The sequence below is a fragment of the Maribacter sedimenticola genome (genome assembly GCF_900188415.1).
Taxonomy (GTDB): Bacteria; Bacteroidota; Bacteroidia; order Flavobacteriales; family Flavobacteriaceae; genus Maribacter; species Maribacter sedimenticola.
The window spans coordinates 733,803-759,401 of record NZ_FZNV01000001.1; the positions used below are offsets into that span (position 1 = coordinate 733,803).

Consider the following 25,599-nt stretch of genomic DNA (forward strand, 5'->3'; position numbering starts at 1 on the left):
AGGTTCATTACAAGTTACAAAAAAAGCTTGTTACTAATTAATTCTATGCGCTGAATCTTTAACCGTTTAGCGCAACTACCTCATTGACCTTATCGCCCATCATATTCTTGAGCATGGTCTCTATACCATTTTTTAAAGTAAATGTAGATGAAGGACAACCGCTACATGCGCCCTGTAGAATAACATTTACCGTTTTGGTTTCCGTGTCATAGGACTTGAACATAATATTTCCACCGTCACTAGCTACAGCAGGCTTGACATATTCTTCTAGAATATCTACAATTTCCTGTGATGTTTCATCCAGGTCCATGGTTGGTTGGGTAGTTACCGTTTCTGAAACCTGGGTAGGATTGTTAGATTTTGCAGTGTCCGCCACAATCTCCTTGCCATCGGCTATAAAGTTTCTTATTAATTCTCTAAGTTCTATGGTAATATCATCCCATTCCGCAACTTCAAACTTGGAAACAGATACATAATTTTCGTCAATGAAGACTTGCTTGACAAATGGAAATTGGAACAAGGCCGTTGCCAATTTAGAATCTCTTGCCTCATCTATATTCTTAAATTCAAAAGCGGCACCTACGATTTTTTTGCTGGCCACAAACTTCATAGTGGAAGGATTTGGCGTTACCTCGGCATATACCGTAACAGGAATAGGCTTGTCCGTATCTTCCTCTATAACGATGGGTTCACCCGCGTTTAGGTATTCTACCAATTGCTGTGCAACCTCATCCTTGACATCTTCCCATTGAACAATGTCAAACCTTTCCAACCCAATAAAATCCCCGGAAATATATACCGTTTTTATAAAGGGCAGATAAAATAATTGCTGTGCCAGTGGTGAATTTTTGGCTTCGTCAATATTTTTATATTCGTAGTTTTTTCGGTGTACTAATAAATGATTAGTTTCGAATTTTAATATGTTAGGGTTATTTGTTTTGACAACCGTAATTGAATACTCTTTCATTGCTGATTTAATTTATGCAAAAATACGAAGGAAATCTTAGTTTAAGTACACATAATAATGTTATGGTTAACCCGTTATACACTTTATAATATTAGAACTAATTTTTAGTTTCAACGCCCCAAGATGAGATACAACTTAGTATTGTTTTTATTGTTGCTTTTAGTAGGTTCCCAATCCAAAGCTCAAGAAGGTATACCCGTATATTTTGATTATTTATCTGATAATTACTATTTGGTTTTTCCGTCCATGGCGGGAATTACACAAGGTGGTAAAATTAGGGCTACCGCAAGAAAACAATGGTTTGATGTAGAAGATGCCCCAAGTTTACAAACTATAAATGGCCATTTTAGACTGGGGGATTCACCAAGTGGAATAGGGGCTATTATTTTTAACGATGCCAATGGCTATCATTCACAAACGGGATTAAAATTGACCTATGCCCATCATTTAAGAATGGGCGGTAGTGATATGAGAGTATTGAACCAATTGTCATTTGGTTTAAGCGCTACCATTTTACAAAGTAGTTTAGATGAAACGGAATTTAGGTCTGCCCAGCCCGATCCAGCCGTAGCAGGAATTAAATTAAGTGCCTCTTATTCTAATGTGGATATTGGTATTTCATACAACTTTCAGGAATTTTATACGCATTTTGCAGTGACCAACGCCCTTACGGGTAGTAAGAGAAATGTGTATTATAGGGATAGGCAGGACAATCCCGATCAATTGGTTATTGATAATATTAGAAGGTATCTAATTTCAACTGGCTACGTGTTCGGTAAAAATGAATGGCAAGTAGAACCTTCCATACTTTTTCAATTGACCGAATTTACCAAGGAAAAAAATATTGATATTAATGCCAAGGTATATAGGGATGTAGATTTTGGCCGTATCTGGGGAGGACTATCCTACAGAAGAAGTTTTGATGGTGCACAATTTCAAGATAGCGGTTCTTTTGGAGAACAACGATTGCAATTGGTAACGCCTATTGTAGGAGCCAATATCAAGAATTTTATGGTGTCCTATAATTACTCCTATCAAATGGGTAGCATCCGTTTTGACAATGGTGGTTTTCACCAGATTACCTTAGGGTACGACTTTGGGCAAACCGAACGTAAATATGACTGTTATTGTCCCGCTGCAAATTAAAAGAGCCCATTAGTTGGTACATGGGCCCTTTGATATAATGTTTATTCCCAACTATAGTTTTTTGATGCAGCTTGTTTTTTAAGTGCCTGGATCATTACATTTTCCAATTCCCCCGTATTGTTCTCTGTCTGATGTTTAGCGATATAAGCTGTGCGTTTGGTATTGTAATCCAAAATTTGTTGTTGAATTTTTTCGCGTTCCTCTTTTTTGGCCATTACATACGCTTTAATTTCCGTCTTGCTTTTTTGTTGCAGTTCCTTTGGAAGGTCTTTTGTTTCTAAGTCCTCTATATTAAATGCATCATCATCATAGGCATCTACCAAATCCCAGTTTTTATTATTGTAAAGCCTGGAGCTTTTGCTCACGGCCCTTTTCACGGCTACGGCTTCTTCCATTTCATAGGCATTGTAGTCCTGTTCCTTTTGTGAGGACATTTTTTGTTGCCCTAAAGCACCATACGAGATATAGGTAGTGTTTAGCTTGGAATTTAGTTCTATAATTATTTCGTCATACGGAGTATCTATATGTACTACTTCCTTATTATGGTCAATGGCCATATATTCCCCGCCGGTCATTGTAGCTCCATTTTTCCAAAAGGTATGAATACCTTGTTCATAGTTTCCACAAAAAATGGTGTTTACGACAACATCTTTTTCCTTGGCATTGCCCAAAGCCGTTCTATAGTGATATCTTCCTTGGTCAAAAGGTTCGTTACCGGCAATAAAGATCAAGCGCAAATGGTCTGGATTATTTTTCCAAGGTAATTGTTGCAATGAAGTTTGTATGACTTTGCCGCAATATTCTTCTCCACCGTTGGTGGTCAATGAAAATAGTTTTTCGGAAATTTCATCGAGGTCACTGCTAAAATCCAATACTTGTTGCACGTAACCTTCACTTGAGGAAAGGTTGTCATTGCCATATTGGTAAAGCGCAATTTGTAAATTGGGTCTTGTGCCATTTCCGCATTTAGCCGAGCTGAACTCGTTTACAATATCCCATAATTGTGATTTAGCCTGGTTTATGAGTCCGTCCATACTATTGCTGGTATCCAACAATAATGCAATCTGTACCGTATTGTCCCTAGATGGCTCTGTAGCTTGTAGGCTATGGGACAATAAGGTAACTGTGTTGTCTTGTTTTTTTTCATTGCAGGCAAACGCCGTTGTTAGTGTTAAAAATAAAAATGCCGTAGTTGAAATTTTATTAAATTTTTTCATGATCGATGTATTATAAATTCTGGACCAAACTAAAGCGAAACTTTTTTTTAAAATAACCATAATGAGGCAACGTAACCTTTGGCTTAGTCAACGGTACGGTCTGGTTTTTTAACGGGTAAAAAGGAAGTGTTTACTAAGTGGAGCGTGCATTATGCTATTTTTTAGAACCATAAAAATCAGCTAAGTTTACAGCAATCATTGGACATGAAAAAAATTGTTGTTTTCATATTGTTAATTATTGTGGCATCAGGTACGGCATTCTGCCAAGCTCAACAAACGCCCAAAACTTTTATACTCAACGGTAAGGTCGAGGTAAAGGAAACCGGTAAGCCTATACCGGGAGTGTCTGTTTCCACAAATTTGGGCGATTACGTACTTACCAACGGTTTAGGGGAATTTAAGATCAAGGTGCGCATAGGGGATGAACTTGTGGTAGAGGCCGTAGATATGGAAACGGTGCGATATAGAATTAAGGGTAACGATGATGTGTTGATACAAGTAGAGGACTATACCTTGTCAAGGTCTGCCAATACCAAAAGTGTAACGCAAAGACATGAAACCTTATTGGATTCTGCAGAACGTTACAAGGATAAGGATATTGAGAAAAGTATCGATTTTGTTGCCCAATCCATTTCTATCCTTGGCAAACGGGGTCAAAAGAAAGAACTGGCTAGATCGTTATCTAAACTGGGCGAAATTTATCAGTACCATAAACAAATAGATTTGGCCATTGATAATTACGAAGATGCACTGGAGGCCAACAAAACGATCAAGACTTCGCTTTTATTGGCCAAGGTTTATAATATGTCCTCTAGATTCAATGAGTCCATAATATTGTTAGATCCTTTAATGGCACTAAAAACTATGGTGCCCTATCAACGGGTAACCTTATATGAATTAATGGGGGATGCCAAAAAAGGGAACGGTGAAGTACTGCAGGCCATTGAATTTTATAAGGAAGGTTTGCTTATTGCGGAAAAGAACCAGATTACCCCAAAGTTAATTGACTTAAACTCCAAGATAGCAGAGGCATATTCACGTGAAAACAAAATTATAGAGGCAGAAGCCTACTTTGACAATTCGCTGCAGTTGGCAGAAGCATCTGCGCCATTAAGGGCACTGCAGGAGAATGAAAAGGTGGCCGATTTTTATAACGAAAAAAGCAGGTTCAACGAGGAAATAAATATGCGGAAGAGAAGCTTGCAGGATATTAAAAAACTGAATACGCCCAAATTGGGTATTTCAAAATTGGACCAAGCGGATACCATTACTTCACAGCGTATTAATTACAAGATTGCCAATGCATACATAGCACAGGATAGGTATAACGAAGCCATTCCGTTCCTGAAAAAAAGTATTATTGAGGCAGATACGGAAGATGATCTCGTAGTCCAGAAAGATGCGACTAGAAAACTTTCTGAAGTTTATAAGGAAAAAGGGGACTACACCAAGGCCTTGGATACCTACCAGTCCTATGTGGCATTGGTAGATACGCTTTATATCAGAAAGGAACAGGAAATATCCAGGGCCAACCGTATTAACAGGGATATTGCCAATGCCCAAAGTAGGTTGGTAGGACTTGAAAACGAAAGGGAGCTTTCCCAGAGCAAGTATGACCTGGCGCTTACCGAACAGCAATTGGTGGAAGAAAGTTATAAAAGACAGCAATGGGTCATTTATTCCTTAATTTTTGGCTTGTTGTTGACCGTGCTGGCAGCGTTCTTTTTTTATAGAAGCAATCAGCAACAAAAATTAACGAACAACTTATTGGCCTTAAAATCACTAAGGTCTCAAATGAACCCACATTTTATTTTCAATGCACTCAACTCAGTCAATAATTTTATTTCCAAAAGCGATGAGCGCAGTGCCAATAGATACTTAAGTGAGTTTTCTACACTCATGCGTTCCGTCCTTGAAAACTCTGAAGAGGACTTTATACCCTTGGCCAAGGAATTGGAACAGTTAGAATTGTATATAAAGCTTGAACATTCACGGTTTAAGGATAAATTTGATTATGAGATTGTGGTGGACGATGAGGTCCCTGTAAATAACTATCAAATACCGCCTATGTTATTGCAGCCCTATATTGAGAATGCCATTTGGCACGGTTTAAGGTACAGGGAAACCAAAGGGCTACTTTATGTATCGGTCAAGGTAGAAAGCAATAATTCTGTGGCCATTTGCATTACCGATAATGGAATAGGCCGTAAAAAATCGGCATCCATCAAAACACAAAATCAAAAGAAACAAAAATCCAAGGGCATGGGGATTATACAGAAACGTGTTGCCATTTTGAACGATATGTACTCGGACAAGGTGTCTATCAATATTTCTGATTTAGAGACCGATGGATCGGGAACCAAGGTGTTGTTCATATTAAAAAAAGAATAATGGAATTAAGAGCGATCATAGTAGAGGACGAAGCCAATAGTAGGGAAATTATAAGAAACTATATTTCCAAATATTGCACAAATGTTGTGTTGGTCGGCGAAGCGGCCTCCATTAAAGAGGCTATGGTGCTCATTGAGAACCATACGCTGGATTTGGTGTTTTTAGATGTGGAAATGCCGTTTGGCAATGCGTTTGATCTCTTGGACCAATTGCCCGATAGAACATTTGAAACCGTATTTGTCACCGCCTATGATCAATATGCCAAAGATGCCTTGAACCATCATGCGGCGTATTACTTGACCAAACCTATAAATATTGATGAGTTGATCAATGCTGTTGATTATGTGGCAACGGTACGTGCCAAGGAACTTGCCTTGGAAGGAGAGGTCCTTAGTTCCAAATCTAAAGGCGTTACCGGTAAGTTAACGCTGCCCCAGCAAGATGGTTTTCAGGTCTTGAATATTCCGGAAATACTATATTGTAAGGCAGACGACAATTATACCGAGATTTATTTGGTGAACACCAAGATATTGGTAAGCAAAACATTAAAATATTTTGAAGATGCATTGGCGGATTTTCCTTTTGCCAGGGTACATAAATCTTACTTGGTCAATGTAAATGAAGTGGTAAAATATAGAAAAGGAAAAGGCGGTAGTGTGGTTATGTCCAATGGCAAGGAATTGTTGGTCTCGGCATCCAAAAAGAAGGATTTTCTAGCGTTTTTTAATTAAATAGATTCAATTTACATGATCAAGGAAGTAAGAGGGAAAAGTCTATCAATAGGAGCGGATTGTTTTATAGCGGAAAATGCTACCATTGTAGGTGAAGTTAGTATGGGCAACCAATGCAGCGTATGGTTCAATGCCGTTTTAAGGGGCGATGTCCATTTTATTAAAATGGGTAACAAGGTCAATGTTCAGGATGGTGCGGTAATACATTGTACCTATCAAAAATCACCTACTACCATAGGTAACAACGTATCTATTGGCCATAATGCCATAGTGCACGGTTGTACGATCCATGATAATGTATTGGTGGGTATGGGTAGCATTATTATGGACGATTGTGTCGTGGAAAGTAATAGTATAATTGCTGCAGGCGCCGTTTTGACCAAAGGTACCCACGTGCCTTCCGGAACCATTTTTGCGGGTATGCCGGCAAAAAAGATTAAGGATATCAGTCCAGAATTGAGCCAGGGTGAAATCAATAGAATTGCAGAGGCTTATATCATGTATTCCGGATGGTTTAAGGAATAGGGTTATAAGCTCGTTCAATTACGATATTGGGGTCTGTCTAAAATCCGTATTTTTGCCGCACCTAAACTAAAAGTTATGAACGCATATGTTTTTCCTGGGCAAGGTGCCCAATTTGTTGGAATGGGATTGGATCTCTATGAAAAATACCCAATTGCCAAAGAACTCTTTTTACAGGCAAATGAAATATTGGGCTTTGATATTACAGATGTAATGTTCAATGGTACGGCAGAAGGTTTAAAGGAAACCAAGGTTACCCAACCTGCCATATTTCTACATTCGGTAATATTGAGCAAGGTTATGGGAAATGCGTTTAAACCAGATATGGTCGCAGGCCATTCATTGGGTGAATTTTCGGCATTGGTGGCCAATAATACGTTAAGTTTTGAAGACGGATTAAAACTGGTATCGCAACGTGCTTTGGCCATGCAAAAGGCTTGTGAGCTTAAACCTTCTACTATGGCGGCCGTTTTGGGTCTTGATGATAATGTCGTTGAAAAAATTTGTGAGGAAACCACGGGGGTAGTGGTAGCCGCAAATTATAACTGCCCGGGACAATTGGTTATTTCAGGAGAGGTAGCTGCCGTTGAACTGGCTTGCGAAAAATTAAAGGAAGCAGGTGCAAGACGCGCCTTGATGTTACCTGTTGGCGGAGCTTTTCACTCGCCCTTAATGGAGCCGGCACGGGAAGAATTGGCAGCAGCCATTGAAAATACTCAGTTTGCAGTGCCTAGTTGTCCTATTTATCAAAATGTACCTACTACAGCGGTAAATGATGCCAGGGAAATCAAGAAAAATTTAATGTTGCAGCTTACGGCCCCGGTAAAATGGACGCAAAGTGTACAGCAAATGGTCAAGGATGGCGCTAGCTTGTTTACGGAAATAGGTCCGGGCAAGGTGTTACAGGGGCTGATCAGAAAAATTGAGCCCAGTGCACAAACGCAGTCCCCATCCCTGGATATGGAAGCTTAAAAGCGGCTATAATACCGTTCAACCCAAAAATCCTTTTTTCAACTGTTTGTGAGGGCTTTACCTTGATTTTTTTGTAATATTGAGGCCCTTATTTTTTGGCGAAGATCTAGAACAATCTTCGTGAATCTATGGGATATTAATAAACGCTATGAAAATGAATAAGCTTAATTGGCATAGGTATAAAAGTATAATCACTAAACTTTTTTGTTTTGGAATGTTGTTGGGGTCATCTTTGATGTATGGTCAAATAACTACTGTTAGTGTTGATAGAAACGGAAGTGAAACTTTAGGGCCAAACAGTTCCGGTCGTTTTCTAGTAGAAGTGTTTAGCTTTTTTCAACCAAGTATAGAACGTACTATTAAATACGAAGTAGATTTGTCCTCTACCACGGCTACACAGGGTGGAGTGGATATCAATGATCTTTCAGGGGAATTGGTACTACCAGCAGGAGTATTTGAAGGTTATATTATTGTTGATGGTATTAATGATGATGTTTTAGTTGAAGGAGAGGAAACGGTAAGGATAGTTTTGCTACCAGGTGACGATTATGATATAAACTCTAGTTCGGCGAGTAATTCCGCTACCATGATTATAGAGGATAATGACTTTGCCACGGTCACTGTTAGTGATACAAGTGCTGAGGAAGGTACTAATTTAGTGTTTAATCTCGTGGCCGATACCAGGGTCGAAGTTGATTATACAGTAACTGTTAATTTTTCTGGTGGAACCGCTACTCCCGGTTCAGGAACGCTTCAAGACCCTGAAGATTACAGTGCCGGTGAACGAACGGTTACATTTGCCGTAGGTCAAGTTTCAAAACAATTGGCAGTAACCACTTTAAACGATAGCAATATTGAAGCTGATGAAACTTTTGAAATTACATTGACAAGTGTTGACAATAGTAATATCATCCTAGGACCAAACGCAGAAGGTACTATTTTAAACGATGATTTTATAGAGGTGTCAGTTGATCCTGTACGGCCTACTGTAAATGAAGATCAAGGTCAAAATGGTCGGTTTAGGATAAATCTTAGTGAAGAAAACAATACGGGAGATGACCTTACGGTAAGTTACACTATTTCAGGTAATGCAACCCCAGATGATGATTACGTGGCCCTAAGTGGTACCCTTATAATTGAGGATGGAAGTTCTTTTAGGGTTATAGATGTTGAAGCTATTGACGACGTATTGGTAGAAGGGAACGAAACCGTAATATTGACCATTACGGGTATCGATGCAGGCCCAAGTACTACGGCTTTTGAAATTGGTGCGGTCGATTCTGGTATTGTAACTATCATAGATGATGATATTCCTGGGGTTACCGTTAGCCCGATCAGTGGAGATACCAGTGAAGATTTGGACACGGCAAGTTTTACCGTAACCTTGAATACCCAGCCTAGCGCACCTGTAAGCATAGCGTTATCCAGTTCGGATGCTACGGAAGGTACGGTTCCGGCTTCTGTCATTGTTCCTGTAGCTAGTTGGGATACAGGGGTTCCTGTAACGGTGACCGGAGTAGATGATAATGTGGCAGATGGTGATATTACCTATACTATCAACACGGGGAATGTTACATCTACGGATTCCAACTATAATGGTCTAACAGGTGCAGATGTAGCCAATGTTACGGTTGTAAACAATGATAATGATACTATTGGGATTAATATAGGTGCCATTAGTGGTAACACCTCTGAGGATGGTGCAACGGCTACATTTTTGGTCACCTTGGATTCCCAACCTACGGCTCCGGTTACTATTGCTTTGAGCAGTAGTGATGAAACAGAAGGTACGGTTCAGGCCAATGTTGTAATGAACGCTACCAATTGGCAAACCGGGGCAACGGTTACCATTACCGGTGTTGACGATTCTGCCGTAGATGGTGATGTGGAATATACCATTGTTACGGGAAATGTAACATCAACGGATGTTAGTTATAATGGGTTGGATGGTGATGACGTTGACGATGTTACGGTAATCAACGATGATGATGATACCTTTGAGGCCAGTGTACAGTCCACAACGGCTTCTGCCAATGAAAATCCGGTTTCCAATGGTGTTTTTACTATAGACCTGGGTGCGGTTAACCAAACAGGTAGCCCCATTACGGTTAATTATACCATGACCGGTACCGCTACACAAGGTTTAGATTATAGTAATTTAAGTGGTTCGGTATCCATCGCCAATAATCAACGTACGGCAACGGTAACCATTACACCTATCAATGATAGTGCTATTGAAAATAACGAGACGGTAATTCTAACATTGGCAGCAGGTACAGGATATACTATTGCAGCCCAGAATAGTGCTACTGTCATTATTATCAGTGATGATGCCAACATAGCTCGCATCACGGCTTCCGATGCTACGGCCGCGGAAAGTAACGGTGCTCTGGCCACGGGAGAATTTACCATCAACCTTAACTCGCCCAACAATACAGGAAGTGCCATAACGGTAAATTATACCATAAGCGGTACTGCTACAAATGGTGTGGATTATTCCGAAATAAATACGAATGCGGTGGTGATTCCTAATGGACAGCAGTCCGCCGTACTTACCATTACCCCGATCAATGATCAGTTGCAGGAAGGCTCTGAAAATGTGGTCATTACCCTTGCCACTGGCACAGGTTATGTGTTGGGGGCAGCCGCAACTCGTTCCGCTACCGTAGTCATAGAGGATAACGACCAAGCTTCTTTGTCCATATCCAATGCAACGGTAAATGAAGATGTTGCTTCTGGTGAATTATTGTTCAATGTAGTACTTAATCTTGCCGTTGTGGGCGGAACTACGGTTACCTATTCTTTTGAGGATGATGCGGCTATTGGAGGGGGTACCGATTATGACGGTGTCAATGGAAGCTTGACATTTACCGGTACGGCAAACGAAACGTTGCAAATTGTAGTCCCGATCATCAATGACGAACTTTTGGAAGAAACGGAAACGTTTACCGTGCAATTAGGAGTACCAACCAATAATGTGCAAAGAACCAATGGTGGCACGGCCATAGGTACGATCAATGATGATGATAATTGTGTGGCCGCACCAATTTTGGACCCTTCGGTATCTATGATCTATTGTGTGGAAGATGGAAGTGACGATGGCTTTATTGCCAATTTATATGATTATACACAATCTGAGGCTCCTGCAGGTACCGTATTAACATGGAGTAGGGTATCGGACCCCTTGAATACAGATTCCCATTTATCGCCAACAGAGGCGCAAAACATAGATACACAAGCATCATACTATGGTTTCTTTTATGATGCGACAAATAATTGTGCAAGTGGTACCATAGAGGTACAGATTGTAGAAAATACCATTCCACAATTTGTTAATGTTGCAGGTAACGAGCGTTGTGGTCCCGGTACGCTTTTATTAAGTGCGGAACCTAGTGAGGGAGCATCCGTAAATTGGTATGATGCCATTGATGCCGATACTCCTATTGCATTTGGTCAAACGTTTACCACACCAAGGTTAAGCGCTACAAGGTCATATTATGTAGAGGCAACCGAAAATGGTTGTACCACGGCTCGGCAAGAAGTAGTTGCTCGTGTAGGGGTACAGGCTACTACGGGAACGGCACAAAATGCTTCTATCTGTAGTTTGGCCACAAACGGTCTTACATCGTTAGATCTGGATAGTACATTAACGGATGCAGATGCCGGTGTATGGGTTTTCCTTTCGGGACCTGAGGATAATGTAGTGATCAACTCTACCAATGTGGTCAATTTTGAAGGATTGACTTCCGGAGACTATATCTTTAGATTTACGACAACAAATTCAACGGCACCATGTACAAATCCTTCCGTAGATGTGACCATCAACGTTAGTGATTGTGAGAGTGATAATGATAATGACGGACTTTTAGGCGGTGAAGAGGTTGGTCTGGGTACGGATTCCAATAATCCGGATACGGATGGGGACGGTATCAATGATGGTGAAGAAGTAGGGCCGGATATCAATAATCCCTTAGATGAAGATAATGATGGTATAATCGATGCATTGGATTCCAATATTTTGGATACCGACAATGACGGGGTCAACGATCAACAGGATCCGGCAAACAATAACCCATGTATTCCAAATAGATTTAATGGCAGTTGTGATACGGACGGTGATGGTATTTCCGATTTGGACGAACAGACCAACGGTTCTGATCCGGACGATCCTTGTGATCCGGTCGAATCACCCGACTGCGATGACCCCATTGATTTAGAAGTATTGAAGACGGTTGACAATCCAGATGCCTTGGTAGGTGATACCATAACCTTTACAATTTTGGTGACCAATTTATCCAATAGGACCGCCAGGGCCATAGTTGTAGGTGATCTATTAGAACTTGGTTTTGATTTTGTTTCCTCCACTTCTGCCGATTATGATGAAATATCGGGGAATTGGAATATTGCTGAGTTAGAGGCAGGCCTCTCTGTTGAGCTGTCCATTACCGTTGTTGTTGCGGAGCAGGGACCTTATACAAATACGGCTACCTTGTTGGAATCCATACCAACGGACAATAATCCGGCCAATGATGAGGCAACCGTAATCTTGAATACGGAGGCTCCTGAAGGTGTGGATTTAAAAATTGAGAAAGAAGCGCGCCCGGATAAGGCACTGGTAGGCGATGTGGTAGAGTTTATTATCAGGGTAACCAATATTTCCGAATCGGATGTGGTTACCAATATTGTGGTCAACGATTTGATTTTGGCTGAAAACGGATTTGAATTCGTATCGGCGGAATCTGATTTTAATGGTGTCTATGATGAAACAACAGGTAATTGGAGTATTCCGTCATTGAACAGGGAAGAAACCGCACGCTTGATTATTAGCGCCAGAGTTCCTCAAATAGGTGTTTTCACCAATACGGCCAATATTGTCTCATCGTTTCCAAGAGATGGCAATACGTTGAACAATGAAGCTACGGTTGAGGTAGAGGTCATCAATAAGACGGAAGCAGAGCCTGGCTTCCTATTTAACCAGTTCTCGCCCAATGGTAATAATCAAAATGAGATATTACGTATAAATCGTACGTTGACAGACCCGGAAACAGGTGTGCAAACAGAAGTAAATCTGCAGTACAAAATCAAGATTTATGACCGCTATGGAAACTTGGTATTTGAAACTGAAAAAATAAATGATGTGGATGTTTGGGACGGTACCTATAAGGGTAAGGAAGTGCCAAAAGGAACCTATTTTTATATTATGAATTATAGCATTAACAATGAACCCGCAGTTATTGACAAGGGTTGGATACAGCTTATCAGATAAAATAAATTATGGATTATAACTTAAATACACAGGGTTATACAATTGCACTGGTACTATTTTGTCTTTTAGGCTTTAATGCATATTCACAAAAAGAACCGCAGTATACGCAGTATATGTATAATATTGGCAGTTTTAACCCGGCTTACGTGGGTACTGTTGAATCTCCGGAATTATCGGCACTATATAGGGCACAATGGATAGATATACCCGGTGCGCCCAGAACGTTTCGTTTTGGGGCCAATTTGCCTTTTCAGAATGAGAAGGTAGGATTGGGGTTGAACGTAGTAAGTGACCAATTGGGACCAATGTCCCAGACCTATGCGGATATTTCATACTCATACCAGATTATGGTCAGTGATGAAACCAAGCTTTCTTTTGGTATAGACGCGGGTGGAAGTTTCTTAAATGTAGATTTTTCCAAAGGTACTTTTGAAAATCCTGGAGAGAATTTAAACGAGGAAATGCTCAACAAATTCTACCCCACAGTAGGTGCGGGTGCATTTTTATATTCAGATGATTGGTACTTGGGCGCATCTGTGCCCAACTTTTTAACGGAAGGTGTGTATAATGATGATGTTGCCGCAATTGTTGAGGATAAGATTCAGTTTAATTTTATAGGAGGATATGTGTTCAATATTTCGGATAACCTAAAATTTAAACCAGCCTTTTTGGTAAACTCTATTCAAGGATCTCCGGTAAACGTAAATTTATCCACTAATTTTTTAATTTCCGATGTAGTTACGGCGGGTGCTTCTTACCGCCTGGATAACGCCTTTAGTGGCCTTGCAGGGTTTCAGGTTTCCAATTCATTGTTCGTAGGATATTCATATGATTATAATACCAATTTATTAGGGGAATTCAATAATGGCTCTCATGAGGTAATCCTGAAATTTTACATTGGTAGAAGCGGTCCTACCAAAAATAGTGGTGACAAGGATAAAAATGCAAAGGGCAAACCTAAACAAATTGATTCACCTCGATTCTTTTAAAGCGAACGAAAATGAACTATAAACTATATCTTACTATTTTATTTTTCCTTCCATTTTCGCTATTGGGACAGCAAAAAAAATCCAAAGCGGATGATTTGTTCTATGCCTATCAATATGAAAAAGCAATTGCGGAATATAAGAGTGAAATGGCCAAAAGGTCGCTAAGCAATCTGCAATTGTTGAACTTGGCAGATGCATATTTTCAAACTGGTAAGTTTGACGATGCTTCAAAACTATACCTGGATGTCAATAAGAATGACACCATAATGACTGTCAATCAATTTAATAAATTATTGCAGAGCCTAAGTAAAAATTCTGAACGGGAACGGGTTAAAACTTTTTTAAGGTCAAAAGCGGATAAGTTATCTCCGGAACTTCTTGAAAATGCAGAATTTAATTACAGCCTTTTGGAAATTGCCACTGACAATAGCAATACGGTAATTGAAGGCATAGGTGCCAATAGTGCCCAAGGAGATTTTTCACCAACATTCTATAAAGATGGGTTGTTGTTCTCCAGTAGTAGGCTTCAAAAATCAAAGAGTGTTTATGAACCCTCTGGAGAATCCTATTTAGATATCTATTATGGCAAGTTAGGTGCTGATGGGGAATTAGTGGATGTTAGGGTTTTCGATAAAATCCCAGATTCAAAATTTCATAAATCAACCCCATATTATTCGGAAAAATATGCATCGTTCTATTACATTCTTTCCAATACTGAAAACGATGAGCTTGCTTATGATGATAACGGAAAAAATGCATTGGCCATAGGTATTTTAACGGATAGTGGTAAATCCAGTTTTTTATTGAAAGACCTTAGTACATCTTTTTATTATCCGTTTATGGACGATACAACTGGTCGTCTTTATTTTGCTGCCAATTTTGATGATAGTTACGGTGGTACGGATTTGTATTATGTGTACACTAACAATGGTCAAATTTTTTCTGCGCCTAAAAATCTTGGCCCCCGTATCAATTCTCCGGGTAACGAGATATCGCCCTATATCCATAACGGAAGCCTTTATTTTTCATCGGATATTTTTTATGGCTATGGTGGTATGGATATCTATAAATCCAATATGTTGGAAGGTGATGCATTTACGATACCGGTCAACCTAGGAAACGGAATAAATACGGTAGCGGATGATTTTGGTTTTATCATTAAAGAAGGTGCCGATAATAATTCATTGACTGGTTATTTTTCATCAAATAGGAATGGGGGGAAAGGTGGTGATGATCTTTATAGATTTAGTTTAAAAAATACCCCTGGGCTTAAAACATTCACTCTTAAAGGTAAGGTAGTGAACCTTACCAACAAGGTAGGATTGGACAAGGTGAGTATAAAATTGTTAGACCGTGAGGGTGAAGTTCTAAAGGAAACGTTTTCAACGGTAGATGGGGATTATAGAATTGAGGTGCCATGGTCAAGTCAGATTACGGTACAGACTTCCAAGGATGGCTATTCTCAATTGTCTACGACCTACTCGGAAGATGGTATGGAAGATCTTCAAAACAAATCTTTTAATATGGGACTAGTAAAACTAGAGGATTTACTGACCAATAAAGAGGATAAAACCATATTAAAATTGGATAAATTCTATTTTGATAAAGGTAAATCTATCATGAACGCTCAAGTAGAAACCGAGCTTAACAAAGTGGTGGATGCCGTTATGCATTTTCCAAGTTTAAGAATGGTAATTGAAAACCACACGGACAGTAGGGGAAGTAGCGCTTACAATAAAAAACTCTCTACGGATAGGGCTAATACCATTAAAAATTATTTGCTTCAAAAAGGTGTAAGTCCAAATAATATTGTAGATGTAGTTGGTTTTGGAGAGGAAAAAATAAAGAACAACTGTACCAATGGAGCCTATTGTCTAGATTTTCTTCACAAGCAAAATGAACGTACTTTAATCGTTGTGGTAGATAAATAAGGGTATGTTGTCCTAAAAGATTACAATGTAAAAGTAGTACAAGGAGAAACACGACAAAAAGACGATGCCCATATAGGTCAAAAGCCTTAGATTTTTGTTCGGTCTTAAGTTTGGGGCTACCTCACTACTGGTAACGTTCTTTAAATTCATATAGCCTATGATAGGGGCGACTACAAATGAAACAAAAGTAGCCAAGGCTACAAGGTTCCCCATGTTGGCACTAAAGGCAGTAATGACCACAAAATTGATTACTGCCAATAAGATGACACCAATAGAGAAATATAACTTGTTATTCTTCTTCTTGACCGTACTTTTTTCTTTTAATAAGGTAATAATGTCCAAACTTACCCTAGTAATGGCATCGTGTGCCGTCATGCATGTACTGAACATGGTCGCAAATGCAGATATTGCAATGAATATATAGGCCCATGAACCTATATGTTCAGTAAATAAAAGTACTATTTGATCAGCAAAACTAACAGCATTGTCACTCAATTGCGTATTAGTGCCATATAAGGTAAACCAACCTATAATCATAAAGAATAGGGCTAGGATAGCCGTAATTCCATAACCAACATTAAATTCCTGTAATGATTCCTTTAAACTTGGCTTTGGTTGATTCTTCCATTTTTCAATACTCCAAAGACTTACCCAACTAGAAGCTTCTACCGTGGTAGGCATCCAACCCATTAATCCTATTAAAAACAAAACACCTACCTCATTGAATATAGGAGTAGGCTTAAAATTGGGTACATGGGGCACAGGCCCCTGCAACAGCACTAATATTGTGGTAATGACCAGGGCTACGAATAGAATACTGACCACAAATTTTAAACTAATTTCCAAAAATTTATATTTACCGAAAATGAGCAACGCACTGATAATAATAAAAAGCCAAAGTGCTACTGTAGCTACAGAGCTTTGACCTATATCAAAGAGATTAATGAACAATCCTGCGGTAACCGTATACAGTGCTGCTAAGATTGTAAAAGTGGTCAGCAATGTTATCCCTGCATAAAACCATAAATACCCCTTACCCCTGTTTAAATACCCCTCAATCAATGTTTTATTGGTAACACTGGTATAACGCACACCAAATTCAAAAAAAGGATATTTTAGAATATTGGCCAGGATAATAGGAATGGCCATCAACCAACCATATTGCGCACCTGCCTTTGTGGATAATACCAGATGTGAGGTGCCAATGGCCATACTGGCAAATAATAACCCTGGACCTAGATTTCTAAGCAGTTTTCCTGTTCTGGACACGAGATGTAGTTTTGGTTGGTGTCCATAAATGTAAACTTTTTAATTGAAGCTGTAAAGATCTATTTTATTTCTATGGGCTCGCCATAAAATTTGGGCTGTGTATTTAAAAGTGCGTCTATGAACACCTTTACCCTAGCTAAATATTCCCTAACCTGAACTTTGATTCCTTGTGATGTAGAAAGGTCTTTTGCATTAAAACCAATTGCATCCAAACCTTTTTGTTGGGCAATATATATGGCGCGTTCGTTATGAAATTGTTGGGATATTACCGTTACCTTTTCCAATCCGAAAATAAATTTTGCGCGAACCATGGAATCCAATGTTCTGAATCCGGCATAATCCAGAAAAATTACTTTTTCGGGTATGCCTGCTTTGATCAAGTCTTTTTTAATAGTGTCCGGTTCATTATAATAAATAGTTCCATTATCCCCGCTAACCAGTACAAATTTAATTTTATTGGCTTGGTATAGGGCAACCGTGGCATTTATTCTGTGTGTGTAATAGGGATTTGGAGAACCATCCGTTAATCTGCTGGATGTACCAAGAATTAAACCAACCCTATTGGTAGGAATTTGTTGGACATCAAAGAATGTTTTGTCTTCGGTAGTGCTGGTAATAATGGCATTGCAACAAATTATCACGAGTAATAACGCAATTAACAATGCTCCGGAAATCTTTAAAATTGTTTTTAGCATCTACTCCTATTCTTGATTAAAGATAATATTACCTATTAACTTTTGGAGCTCAATCTTTAATATAAAATGATACTAAATAAAAAACCCTTGAAAATCAAAAGATTAACAAGGGTTTTTGTACTCGAGGCGGGACTTGAACCCGCACGCCCCAAAGAGCACAGGATTTTAAGTCCGGCGTGTCTACCAATTCCACCACTCGAGCCAATCTGGTAGTAATTAAAAAATGCCGTGAAACGGCATCTTTTGAGCGAAAAACGGGATTCGAACCCGCGACCTCCACCTTGGCAAGGTGATGCTCTACCCCTGAGCTACTTTCGCAATTTTAATGAACGTACATCTCCTAAAAGATGCGGGTGCAAATTTAATACAATTCTGCAAAAACCAAAGTAATTTTAAGCAAAAGAAATAAAAAATATTACGAAGTGGCTTTCTTGTTCTTTGTGAGCAATCGTTTAATCTCGTTCAATTTCATTAATGCCTCTACAGGTGTGAGCGTATCTATGTCTAAATGAGTGATTTCCTCTTTGATTTCTTCCAACAAGGGGTCATCAAGGTTAAAAAAGCTGAGCTGCATTTCATCAGAAGTATTTTTTAATTGCTCGCCCATTTCGCCATTTGCATGTGAACTTTCCAACTTCTTTAAAATTTTATTGGCCTTTTGAATAACTTGTTGTGGCATTCCGGCCATTTTTGCTACATGTATACCAAAACTGTGTTCACTGCCTCCCGGTACCAATTTTCTAAGGAACAATACAGTATCCTTTAATTCTTTAATGGCTACATTAAAGTTTTTAATACGAGGAAAAGTGTTGGTCATTTCATTGAGTTCGTGATAATGTGTAGCAAACATGGTCTTTGCCCTTGCAGGATGTTCATGAAGGTATTCAGAAATGGCCCAGGCTATGGAAATACCGTCATATGTACTTGTTCCCCTACCTATTTCATCCAGTAGGACCAAGCTTCGTTCGGAGAGGTTGTTCAGGATAGATGCCGTTTCGTTCATTTCTACCATAAAAGTAGATTCTCCCATAGAAATATTGTCACTTGCCCCAACACGTGTGAATATTTTATCTACCACACCAATTTGCGCATTTTCCGCAGGTACAAAGCTCCCCATCTGTGCCAAAAGTACAATGAGCGCCGTTTGTCTTAATAAAGCGGATTTACCACTCATATTAGGGCCTGTTATCATAATAAATTGCTGGTTGGAACGGTCTAAAAACAAATCGTTTGCTATGTATTGTTCGCCTAAAGGAAGTTGTTTTTCAATTACCGGATGGCGGCCATTGGTAATTTTTAAATCCATTGAATCGTTAAGTTCAGGACAATTATAGGCATTTTCCTTTGCTAACTGGGCAAAGCCGCAAAGGCAATCTAAATGTGCTATGAGTTGGGCATTGTTTTGTACGGGTGTAATGTATTCTTGCATCCAGACCACCAATTGGGAAAACAGCTGTTGTTCCAAGCTTAATATGCGGTCTTCCGCACCTAAGATTTTTGCTTCATATTCCTTTAATTCCTCTGTAATATAACGTTCTGCATTGACTAAGGTCTGCTTACGGGTCCAAGTCTCCGGTACTTTGTCCTTGTGTGTATTTCTTACTTCAATGTAATATCCAAAAACATTATTAGACGCGATTTTTAAAGATGTAATACCTGTGGCGGCAGTTTCCCGTTCAAGCATACTTTTTAAATAATTTTTGCCTGAGGTAGCCAAATTCCTGAGTTCATCCAATTCTTCGGAAAACCCAGGTGCTATGGTGCTGCCTTTTAATAGATTGGCCGGAGCATCTTCGCTGAGCATTTCCTTAATCTTTGCCCTTAATAGATCACAGGATTGAATTTTATCTCCGGTAAGAGCCAATGCTTCGTTTTTGGATGCCGTGGCCAACTGTTTTATGGGTATTAATGCCTCAAGGGAATTTTTTAATTGTACCACCTCCTTTGGACATACCTTTCCCGTAGCAACTTTTGATATGAGACGCTCAAGGTCTCCCATCTGTTTTATGTGGTGTTGAAACCTTTCTAAAGTGGTTTCTTCGTTATGCAAATAAGAAACAATTTGCTGTCTTCTTTTAATTTTGTCCAGATTTTTTAAGGGTAGGGCCAACCATCTTTTGATCATACGCCCACCCATTGGGGAAATTGTTTTGTCTATTACATCCAAAAGCGTAACAGCATTGATGTTGGAGGAATGGTACAATTCTAGATTTTTGATCGTAAACCTGTCCATCCAAATATAATCGTCCTCTGCTATACGTTGTAATTTGGATATGTGCTGTAATTGACGGTGTTGCGTTTCTCCCAAATAGTGCAGAATGACCCCGGCGGCAATAGTACCACATACCAAATGGTCTACACCAAAACCTTTTAACGTCTTGGTCTTAAAATGGGCAGTCAGATTTTCAAGGGCATAATCTTCTTGAAAAACCCAATCTTCCAAATAGAACAAATGGTGATTCTTGCCAAAGACTTCTGTAAATTCCTTTTTATGGGCCTTGGAAATCAGGATTTCGTTCGGTGAAAAATTTTGGAGTAGTTTATCTATTTGTTCTTCACCGCCTTCTGCCGTTAAAAATTCACCTGTAGAGATATCTAAAAAAGAAATACCAATTTTTTTTCTTCCAAAGTGTACGGCACAAAGAAAATTATTTGTTTTAGCGTGTAGAATATCATCATTCATGGCCACCCCCGGTGTTACCAATTCCGTTACACCTCTTTTTACAATGGTTTTGGTCTGCTTTGGGTCTTCCAGCTGGTCACAAATTGCTACGCGTTGGCCAGCTTTAACCAATTTGGGTAAATAGGTGTTAAGGGAGTGGTGCGGAAACCCGGCTAGCTCTGTACGTTCACTGCCATTGTTTCTATTGGTAAGGATAATGCCCAGTATTTGTGAGGCCTTTACGGCATCCTCGCCAAAAGTCTCATAAAAATCACCTACCCGAAATAGTAAAAGCGCATCAGGATATTTAGTCTTGATGGTGTTATACTGCTTCATTAAAGGGGTTACCTTTTTTGTCTGTTTTTTATCTGCCACGTTATCTTTATCTCTTAATTTTGCACCTTCACGAAAGTATGATTTTATCAATGGATTTTAAATGATTGTTGATATTTGAGGATAAGTTTATCCCAACAGATTACTTAATTTGTACAAGGAAAATGCGAAAACTTAGAAATGACGAGTTGGAAAGAAAAAATGTGGAAGATTTTAAGCTTGCCGGCAAAACACCTATGATCATTGTCCTGGATAATATTAGGAGCCTTAACAATATAGGCTCCGTATTTAGGACAGCAGATGCCTTTCTTATTGAAAAGATTTATTTATGCGGAATTACCGCTCAACCTCCCCATAAGGATATTCACAAAACGGCCTTGGGGGCTACAGATAGTGTTGCATGGGAGTATGTTGAGGATACAAAGGAATTGGTCAGAAAATTAAAAATGGAGAACTGTCATGTAATTGCCGTTGAACAAGCTGAAAACAGCACCTTATTACAAACTTTTCTCCCTTCTACTGATAAAAAACAAGTGTTGATTTTTGGTAATGAGGTAAAAGGAGTGGCTCAGGAAGTGGTATCCTTAAGTGATGAGGTATTGGAAATTCCTCAGTTTGGCACCAAACATTCCTTAAACGTGGCTGTAAGTGTAGGTGTTGTCGTGTGGGACTGTTGGAGTAAATTAAATGCATAAAAAAACCTGGTCAATGACCAGGTTTTTTGAGTATAGTTTGAGTTAGTTAGTTGCTCTTATGCTCATGCAATAAAGCAAATCCTTTTCATTTACGCAAGAAATTGACCAATAAATATCTTAACGTACCGTAGAAAGGGCAAAGTTTTCTATTTGCATCAAGATGTTTTCGTAATCTTCTTTTCTGCTTACAAAATCCAATTCGCTAACATCTATAACTAGTTGATTTTCTTTGGGATAGGTCTTTAAAAAATCAAAATACCCCCTATTGATGCGCTCCAGATAGGACATCTCAATATTTTGCTCATAATCCCTACCCCTCTGTTTGATCTGTTCCATTAAACGTGCGGTGGTCTGGTAGAGATAAACGTAAATCCTGGGTTTTTTTACCTCTTTGTACATAAAGTTGAATACTTTTCTATAAAGTTCAAATTCGTTTTGCTGTAGGGTCACTTTTGCAAAAATTAAGGATTTGTATATGTCATAGTCACTGACCATAAAGCTTTTAAAAAGGTCTAACTGGTTGGTGTCTTCCGTAAATTGTTGGTAGCGATCGGCCAAAAAAGACATTTCCAGCGGAAAGGCGTACCGTGCTTGATCCTCATAAAAATTAGGCAAAAACGGATTTTCAGCAAATCGTTCTAAAATTAACTTTGCATTGAAATCTTCTGAAATATTTGTGGCCAGGGTAGTTTTTCCTGCGCCTATGTTCCCTTCTATGGCAATATATTCCAAACTGGAAAAGAAGGTATGCCGGTTGGTAAATAGTTTTTTAAGGAATTTAACAATTGGGTTTTTGTCCTTGCATTCCATTAAAAGATTTCTGGTATCCTTGTTGAGCAATGGGTGGTAAAACTGTGGAGTAATATCGGCCAAAGGTTTTAGAATAAATCTTCGCTCCTGCATTTTAGGATGTGGTACGGTAAGTTGGGCCGTTTGTATGACCTCTTTTTCGTAATAGATGATGTCAATATCCAATGTTCTACTTTGGTAGCCGTCCCCTTCTTTTCTTAAACGGCCAAAGTAATTTTCAATATTTAAAAGAACCTGTAATAGATCCGTTGGGGATAGGGTGGTTTGTATCTCTACGCATGCATTTAAAAAATCCTCTCCTTCAAAGCCCCATGCCGGAGTCTCGTACAAGGAAGAAACCTGTCTAATTTCACCAGCCTGTCTTCCAATTTCAAAAATAGCCTTTTGTATCAGGATATCTCGCTGTCCTAAATTACTTCCTAATGATAAAAATGCAGATTTATATACTCCCATAATGTCAGGACAAAATAAAGAAAACATATTCACATTAGTTATCTTTGAAGTGGATTTAAAATTAAGATTTGCATGAATTTTTTGAGAAATTTTTTGGCTTCCATTCTAGGCTCATTGTTTGCTTTTGGAATTTTGTTCGTAATGTTCCTGATTTTCATTAGTCTGGTAGGTGCTAGTGAGGATGAGGCGTCTGTAAAGAAAAATTCTGTTTTGGAACTTCAGTTACAACGTCCAATTTCAGATTATACAGGAACTAATGAGGTAGATCCATTTGCAGGTATTTTTGAACAGTCCCAAGGTTTGGATGAAATCATTCATGCTATAGAGGTTGCTAAGAACGATGAACGTATTAAGGGGATCAGTATCAATAACAATTTTATTATAGCTGGCCTGGCCCAGACACAGGCCATACGTAAATCACTTGAAGATTTTAAATCTGCCGGTAAATTTATTTATGCCTATGCCGACTTTTATATGCAGCGAGATTATTATTTGGCTAGTGTTGCAGATTCGGTTTTTATCAATCCGGTTGGGGTATTGGATTTTAAGGGACTATCTACGGAAGTTCTTTATTATAAGGATTTGCAGGAAAAATCCGGGATAAAAATGGAGGTTATAAGACACGGAAAATATAAAAGTGCGGTTGAACCTTATTTGGAAAATTCCATGAGTGAGGATAATAGGACTCAATTGTCAGAATTGTTGCATTCCTTGTGGAATTCTATGGTAACCGATATATCTAGAAATCGGTCTATAACGGAAAGTGACCTGAATATAATTGCGGATACCTTGGGGGGTAGAACTCCGGAATATGCCATAAAGTCTGGCTTGATAGATGATATTCTCTTCTATGATGAATATGAAGGTAAATTATCAAATGCGCTGGGGGTAACTACCAATAAGGATATTAATTACAGCACTTTGGACGAATATGTCAAATATTCGAACAAAAAAATACTAAAGAAAGGTGACGATAAGATTGCAATAGTATTTGCTCAAGGAGAAATATTTTATGGTGAAGGCGGTCCGGATATCATTGGGCAAGGCATTATAAACGAGGCAATCATAAAAGCGCGTGAGGACAAAAAGGTAAAGGCAGTCGTCCTTAGGGTAAATTCACCGGGGGGCAGTGCCTTGACATCAGATATTATTTGGAGGGAAGTTGCCCTTACCAAAGAGGTAAAGCCCGTGGTGGTTTCCATGGGTAACGTAGCGGCTTCTGGCGGTTATTATATTGCTGCAGGAGCTGACAAGATTTTTGCCGAGCCTACCACCATTACCGGGTCTATAGGTGTTTTTGGGACCATTCCCAATTTGACGGAATTAGCAGGGGATATCGGTATAAACGCAGAACAGGTAGGTACCAATGCCAATGCTATAGATTACTCACTTTTTGAGACAATGAAGGAAAGTTTTAAAAATCAGGTTCAGGAGAGTATTGAAGATACGTACCAAACATTTCTTGAACGGGTGTCCCAAGGAAGAAACCTGACCATGGCACAAGTAGATAGCGTGGCGCAGGGTAGGGTGTGGAGTGGAACCGAAGCCGTGGAAGTAGGCTTGGTAGATGAGCTGGGTAATTTGGACGATGCCATTAAAGCCGCTGCGGAAATTGCGGGATTGGAAACTTATGGTATTAGAAAATTCCCTAAGTATAAAAGTGGCTTTGAGCGTTTTATGGAAGACTTGGAAGGGGCTAGCGTTCAATTTAAGGAGACATTGATCAAAAAAGAAATAGGGGATGAGGCATTTATGATATTAAAGGAGTTGCAATCTTTTAAAGAACGAAAGGGAATACAGGCAAGAATGCCTTTTGCATTAGATATCAAGTAAACGATGACAATTAGGGATAAGAGACTGGCACAACGTATATACTTGTATCTTGGGGCATTGTTCATCACTTCTTTAGTGGTCTCCAACCTCATATTTCAAAAGTTTTTTTATTGGAACCCTTTTGGTAACCTGACGGTTTTTGGAGTTTCCTTATTTGAAGTATCCGTTGGTATATTGCCATACCCCATTACTTTTTTGATAACCGATCTCATATCCGAAATTTATGGCCGTAAAATGGCAAACCAAATTGTGACCGCCGGTATCTTTGCTTCTTTTTTTTCAATGGGGATTATAATTGTTGCCGATATTGCACCTGCAATACCTTCGTCCCCAATTGACGACCAAACGTTTACAAAGGTATTTGCCCTGTCGCCCATAGCTGTCTTGGCATCTATGATCGCTTATTTATTGGCCCAATATGTAGATGTGGCGATATATCATTTTTGGAAGAAACTTACTCAAGGAAAATATTTATGGTTAAGAAATAATTTCTCGACCTTTTTATCGCAATTTCTGGATACGTTTACCGTTGTTGGTTTATTATGTGTCTTTAAGGTGTTACCGTGGGATTTATTCTTTGGTTTGGTGGTCAGTGGATTCATTTTTAAGATTTTTATAGCATTTATTGACACCCCTTTTCTTTATTTCTTCGTATATATAATGAGGAAACGTTTTGATCTAAAACCAAATGAGGAATTAGACTTGGATTTTTAAAAG

At 39.1% G+C, this 25,599-nt stretch carries 17 protein-coding genes and 2 tRNA genes; 11 read left to right on the top strand and 8 right to left on the bottom strand.

Annotation, left to right across the window (positions count from 1 at the left end):
• Positions 1-58: 58 nt before the first annotated feature.
• Positions 59-967 carry a NifU family protein gene (locus tag CHB68_RS03000; RefSeq protein ID WP_089259368.1) on the bottom strand — a complete coding sequence of 303 codons (909 nt, stop codon included), beginning with the start codon at positions 965-967 and terminating at the stop codon, positions 59-61.
• 123 nt (positions 968-1,090) lie between these two features.
• Between CHB68_RS03000 and CHB68_RS03005 the strand changes: the two genes are divergently transcribed.
• Positions 1,091-2,113 (top strand): PorP/SprF family type IX secretion system membrane protein, encoded by a 1,023-nt coding sequence (locus tag CHB68_RS03005; RefSeq protein WP_089259369.1) that lies wholly within the window; start codon positions 1,091-1,093, stop codon positions 2,111-2,113.
• A 41-nt stretch (positions 2,114-2,154) separates the two neighbouring features.
• Here the strand turns inward: CHB68_RS03005 and CHB68_RS03010 are convergent, their stop codons facing one another.
• Positions 2,155-3,330 (bottom strand): vWA domain-containing protein, encoded by a 1,176-nt coding sequence (locus CHB68_RS03010; protein WP_089259370.1) that lies wholly within the window; start codon positions 3,328-3,330, stop codon positions 2,155-2,157.
• Positions 3,331-3,534: 204 nt separating this feature from the next.
• Between CHB68_RS03010 and CHB68_RS03015 the strand changes: the two genes are divergently transcribed.
• From CHB68_RS03015 to CHB68_RS03045, 7 genes are all read left to right on the top strand, one after another.
• Positions 3,535-5,721 (top strand): histidine kinase, encoded by a 2,187-nt coding sequence (locus CHB68_RS03015; protein WP_089259371.1) that lies wholly within the window; start codon positions 3,535-3,537, stop codon positions 5,719-5,721.
• Positions 5,721-6,452, top strand: a complete 732-nt coding sequence (locus tag CHB68_RS03020; protein ID WP_089259372.1) for a LytR/AlgR family response regulator transcription factor — start codon at positions 5,721-5,723, stop codon at positions 6,450-6,452. The genes CHB68_RS03015 and CHB68_RS03020 overlap by 1 nt, the downstream gene beginning before the upstream one ends.
• Before the next feature lie 15 nt (positions 6,453-6,467).
• Entirely contained in the window at positions 6,468-6,977 is a 510-nt protein-coding gene (locus CHB68_RS03025; protein ID WP_089259373.1) for a gamma carbonic anhydrase family protein, read from the top strand.
• Positions 6,978-7,052: 75 nt separating this feature from the next.
• On the top strand, positions 7,053-7,946 hold the full coding sequence (gene fabD, locus CHB68_RS03030; protein WP_089259374.1) for an ACP S-malonyltransferase: 894 nt from the start codon (positions 7,053-7,055) through the stop codon (positions 7,944-7,946).
• Positions 7,947-8,100: 154 nt separating this feature from the next.
• Entirely contained in the window at positions 8,101-13,212 is a 5,112-nt protein-coding gene (locus tag CHB68_RS03035; RefSeq protein WP_179213127.1) for a Calx-beta domain-containing protein, read from the top strand.
• An 8-nt stretch (positions 13,213-13,220) separates the two neighbouring features.
• Entirely contained in the window at positions 13,221-14,201 is a 981-nt protein-coding gene (locus CHB68_RS03040) for a PorP/SprF family type IX secretion system membrane protein (RefSeq protein ID WP_089259376.1), read from the top strand.
• A gap of 11 nt (positions 14,202-14,212) precedes the next feature.
• Positions 14,213-16,132: an OmpA family protein gene (locus CHB68_RS03045; protein WP_089259377.1), complete on the top strand. Its 1,920-nt coding sequence runs from the start codon at positions 14,213-14,215 to the stop codon at positions 16,130-16,132.
• Between the two features lie 12 nt (positions 16,133-16,144).
• On the opposite strand, the gene CHB68_RS03050 is transcribed toward CHB68_RS03045, so the two are convergent.
• From CHB68_RS03050 to mutS, 5 genes are all read right to left on the bottom strand, one after another.
• A complete protein-coding gene (locus CHB68_RS03050; RefSeq protein WP_089259378.1) occupies positions 16,145-17,401 on the bottom strand; it encodes an NRAMP family divalent metal transporter in 1,257 nt (418 codons plus the stop codon).
• Positions 17,402-17,460: 59 nt separating this feature from the next.
• Positions 17,461-18,096 carry a SanA/YdcF family protein gene (locus CHB68_RS03055; protein WP_089259379.1) on the bottom strand — a complete coding sequence of 212 codons (636 nt, stop codon included), beginning with the start codon at positions 18,094-18,096 and terminating at the stop codon, positions 17,461-17,463.
• A gap of 118 nt (positions 18,097-18,214) precedes the next feature.
• Positions 18,215-18,298, bottom strand: a tRNA-Leu gene (locus CHB68_RS03060).
• Positions 18,299-18,342: 44 nt separating this feature from the next.
• A tRNA-Gly gene (locus tag CHB68_RS03065) sits at positions 18,343-18,414 on the bottom strand.
• Between the two features lie 97 nt (positions 18,415-18,511).
• Positions 18,512-21,094 carry a DNA mismatch repair protein MutS gene (mutS, locus tag CHB68_RS03070; RefSeq protein WP_089259758.1) on the bottom strand — a complete coding sequence of 861 codons (2,583 nt, stop codon included), beginning with the start codon at positions 21,092-21,094 and terminating at the stop codon, positions 18,512-18,514.
• Positions 21,095-21,255: 161 nt separating this feature from the next.
• On the opposite strand from mutS, the gene CHB68_RS03075 reads away from it, so the two are divergent.
• Complete coding sequence (locus CHB68_RS03075) at positions 21,256-21,786, top strand: RNA methyltransferase (protein ID WP_089259380.1); 531 nt, start codon at positions 21,256-21,258, stop codon at positions 21,784-21,786.
• A gap of 117 nt (positions 21,787-21,903) precedes the next feature.
• On the opposite strand, the gene folK is transcribed toward CHB68_RS03075, so the two are convergent.
• Positions 21,904-23,076 (bottom strand): 2-amino-4-hydroxy-6-hydroxymethyldihydropteridine diphosphokinase, encoded by a 1,173-nt coding sequence (gene folK / locus CHB68_RS03080; protein ID WP_245838769.1) that lies wholly within the window; start codon positions 23,074-23,076, stop codon positions 21,904-21,906.
• Between the two features lie 45 nt (positions 23,077-23,121).
• Between folK and sppA the strand changes: the two genes are divergently transcribed.
• Together sppA and CHB68_RS03090 are read left to right on the top strand one after the other, a co-directional pair.
• On the top strand, positions 23,122-24,882 hold the full coding sequence (gene sppA, locus CHB68_RS03085) for a signal peptide peptidase SppA (RefSeq protein WP_089259381.1): 1,761 nt from the start codon (positions 23,122-23,124) through the stop codon (positions 24,880-24,882).
• A 3-nt stretch (positions 24,883-24,885) separates the two neighbouring features.
• Positions 24,886-25,596, top strand: a complete 711-nt coding sequence (locus tag CHB68_RS03090; protein WP_089259382.1) for a queuosine precursor transporter — start codon at positions 24,886-24,888, stop codon at positions 25,594-25,596.
• Positions 25,597-25,599: the final 3 nt, after the last annotated feature.

Coding starts and splice junctions, on each gene's coding strand:
- CHB68_RS03000 (WP_089259368.1), bottom strand. CDS start 967: ATGAAAGAGTATTCAATTACGGTTGTCAAAACAAATAACCCTAACATA.
- CHB68_RS03005 (WP_089259369.1), top strand. CDS start 1,091: ATGAGATACAACTTAGTATTGTTTTTATTGTTGCTTTTAGTAGGTTCC.
- CHB68_RS03010 (WP_089259370.1), bottom strand. CDS start 3,330: ATGAAAAAATTTAATAAAATTTCAACTACGGCATTTTTATTTTTAACA.
- CHB68_RS03015 (WP_089259371.1), top strand. CDS start 3,535: ATGAAAAAAATTGTTGTTTTCATATTGTTAATTATTGTGGCATCAGGT.
- CHB68_RS03020 (WP_089259372.1), top strand. CDS start 5,721: ATGGAATTAAGAGCGATCATAGTAGAGGACGAAGCCAATAGTAGGGAA.
- CHB68_RS03025 (WP_089259373.1), top strand. CDS start 6,468: ATGATCAAGGAAGTAAGAGGGAAAAGTCTATCAATAGGAGCGGATTGT.
- fabD (WP_089259374.1), top strand. CDS start 7,053: ATGAACGCATATGTTTTTCCTGGGCAAGGTGCCCAATTTGTTGGAATG.
- CHB68_RS03035 (WP_179213127.1), top strand. CDS start 8,101: ATGAATAAGCTTAATTGGCATAGGTATAAAAGTATAATCACTAAACTT.
- CHB68_RS03040 (WP_089259376.1), top strand. CDS start 13,221: ATGGATTATAACTTAAATACACAGGGTTATACAATTGCACTGGTACTA.
- CHB68_RS03045 (WP_089259377.1), top strand. CDS start 14,213: ATGAACTATAAACTATATCTTACTATTTTATTTTTCCTTCCATTTTCG.
- CHB68_RS03055 (WP_089259379.1), bottom strand. CDS start 18,096: ATGCTAAAAACAATTTTAAAGATTTCCGGAGCATTGTTAATTGCGTTA.
- mutS (WP_089259758.1), bottom strand. CDS start 21,094: ATGAAGCAGTATAACACCATCAAGACTAAATATCCTGATGCGCTTTTA.
- CHB68_RS03075 (WP_089259380.1), top strand. CDS start 21,256: ATGCGAAAACTTAGAAATGACGAGTTGGAAAGAAAAAATGTGGAAGAT.
- folK (WP_245838769.1), bottom strand. CDS start 23,076: ATGTTTTCTTTATTTTGTCCTGACATTATGGGAGTATATAAATCTGCA.
- sppA (WP_089259381.1), top strand. CDS start 23,122: ATGAATTTTTTGAGAAATTTTTTGGCTTCCATTCTAGGCTCATTGTTT.
- CHB68_RS03090 (WP_089259382.1), top strand. CDS start 24,886: ATGACAATTAGGGATAAGAGACTGGCACAACGTATATACTTGTATCTT.